At 70.6% G+C, this 2,234-nt stretch carries 2 protein-coding genes; both read left to right on the top strand.

Annotation, left to right across the window (positions count from 1 at the left end):
* Positions 1-291 precede the first annotated feature (291 nt).
* Complete coding sequence (locus AC30N0_RS05035; protein WP_489516836.1) at positions 292-1,458, top strand: SRPBCC family protein; 1,167 nt, start codon at positions 292-294, stop codon at positions 1,456-1,458.
* 121 nt (positions 1,459-1,579) lie between these two features.
* A partial coding sequence (locus AC30N0_RS05030) for an ABC transporter ATP-binding protein (RefSeq protein WP_489516835.1) occupies positions 1,580-2,234 on the top strand: 655 nt, incomplete at its 3' end.

Raw genomic sequence — 2,234 nt, 5'->3', positions numbered from 1 at the left:
GCCTGGGGGGACCAGAAGCTCGGCCATGGATGGCCGAGCGGCCGACGCTCTGTTCGCATGGACGCGGCTTGCAGCGCGTCGGGCAGGGCACCCCAGGCGGGTCGGCGAGGGCGGCTTCGTCGTCCCGTGCTTTAGTTCCCTTGTCCGGCACCCATGCGAGCGAACCGTGACGGCCCCGACGCCCCTGGCATCGCCTCGTCCACGCGGGCTCGCCCGTGGCCCCGGCCGGCTGGTATCCTCCCCCGTTCCTGCGGCCGTAGAGGCCGGGGGCCGTCCCCGGAGAGACCCCGAATGACCCGTGTTATCGAATTCGTGATTGCCCTGCTGATCGTCGTCGCCTTGTTCGTGGTGATCGCCTTGACGCTGCCGTCCAAGCGCAGTTTCAGCTACAGCACCGAGACCAACCGGCCGATGGCGACGGTGAACGACCTGGTCGGCGGCACCGCCCGCTTCAAGGACTGGAACCCGATCGTGCGCCACGACCCGCGCGTGCGCCTGACCCGCGAAGGGCCGGCCATGGGCGAGGGCGCCACGATCCGCTACGCATCCAATGACCGGGTCGTCGGCAAGGGCACCTGGAAGATCGTCGAGTTGGTCCCCGGCGAGCGGATCCGCTACGAGATCGACAACGACGCCCGCGGCACCGACAAGTCGATGACGTTCCTGTTCGAGCGCACCGGCCAGCGCAACCAGAACGTCAAGATCACCCAGGAATACCGCGTCAACTACGGCTGGGACCTGCTCGGCCGCTTCGCCGGCATGTACGCCAGCCGCAACGTCGGCGACGACATCAAGCGCGGCCTCGACCGCATGACCACGATGCTCGCCACGGTGCCGAAGTTCGACTACAGCACCCACCCGCACGAATTCGCCTTCATCGACATGCCGCCGCAGAACGTGCTGCTGGTGACCACCGCCGCCGAGCGCAACAACGACAAGATCGCCAAGGCGATGCAGGACCAGGTGGCGTGGATCCGCAAGGTGATGGCCGCCAACGGCCTCGTCGCCGCCGGCCCGCTGCGCATCGTCACCAACGAGTTCACCAGCGCCACCTACGGCTTCGACGTCGTGCAGCCGGTGCGTCGCGCCGGCGCCGGCGAGAAGGTGCCGACCGAAGCCGACGACGTCGCCGCGGCCGAGGTCGATGCCGCCGCCGACGAAGCGGGCGAGGCCGACGCGGTCCTGCCGGAGGCGCCGGAGGCGTCGGGCCCGGTCGAGACGCTGACCGTCAACCTCGAAGGTCCGGTGCAGTACGAGCAGCAGCCGGGCCGCCGCGTGGCGTCCACCGAGTACACGGGTCCGGCCCCGGGCCTGCCGCGCGTGCGCGACCTGCTGCGCGCCTGGGCCATGACCCGCGGTGCGGACGTCGCCGACCGGCCGTTCGAGGAATACATGGATCCGATCCCGGAGATGCTCGACGAGGACGCGCGCTTCAAGGTCTATTGGCCGATCAAGTGACGCCACCACGGGGGCGGGCAAATGCCCGCCCTCGCTGCATCAGCACCCTGCCTGGCACGCGCGACGCATCTTCGCGGCCCGGCTTCCCCGCCACATCCCCCGCGCGTTTTCCGAGCCACGCATGATCGAGGCCCTCGCCCTGCGCAAACGCTACGGCCCGCTCACGGCCGTGGACGGTGTCAGCTTCAAGGCCGAACCCGGCGAAGTCCTCGGCTTCCTCGGCCCCAACGGCGCCGGCAAGTCGACCACGATGCGCATGGTCGCCGGCTTCCTCGCCCCCACCGAAGGCACCGCGCGCGTGTGCGGGCACGACGTGCAGCGCGACTCGCTCGCCGCGCGCCGGCGCCTGGGCTACCTGCCCGAAGGCGCGCCCGGCTACGGCGAGATGGCACCGGGCAGGTTCCTCGCGTTCATCGCCGACCTGCGCGGCCTGCGCGGTGACGTGCGCCGCCAGCGCCTGGCCTTCGTGCGCGCACGGCTGCAGCTCGACGGGGTCTGGGAGCAGACCATCGAGACGCTGTCGAAGGGTTACCGCCGCCGCGTCGGCCTGGCCGCCGCGATCCTGCACGACCCCGAGGCGCTGATCCTCGACGAGCCCACCGACGGCCTCGACCCGAACCAGAAGCACGAGGTGCGCGGACTGATTTCCGAACTTGCCGGCAATCGCACGCTGCTGCTGTCGACGCACATCCTCGAGGAGGTCGAGGCGGTCTGCACCCGCGCGATCATCATCGCCGGCGGCAAGCTGCTGGCCGACGCGACGCCGGCCGCGCTGC

The sequence above is a fragment of the Rhizobacter sp. genome, from assembly GCF_031412495.1.
GTDB lineage: Bacteria > Pseudomonadota > Gammaproteobacteria > Burkholderiales > Burkholderiaceae_C > Schlegelella_A.
This window is presented reverse-complemented; position numbering and strand designations above follow the sequence as displayed.

Coding starts and splice junctions, on each gene's coding strand:
- AC30N0_RS05035 (WP_489516836.1), top strand. CDS start 292: ATGACCCGTGTTATCGAATTCGTGATTGCCCTGCTGATCGTCGTCGCC.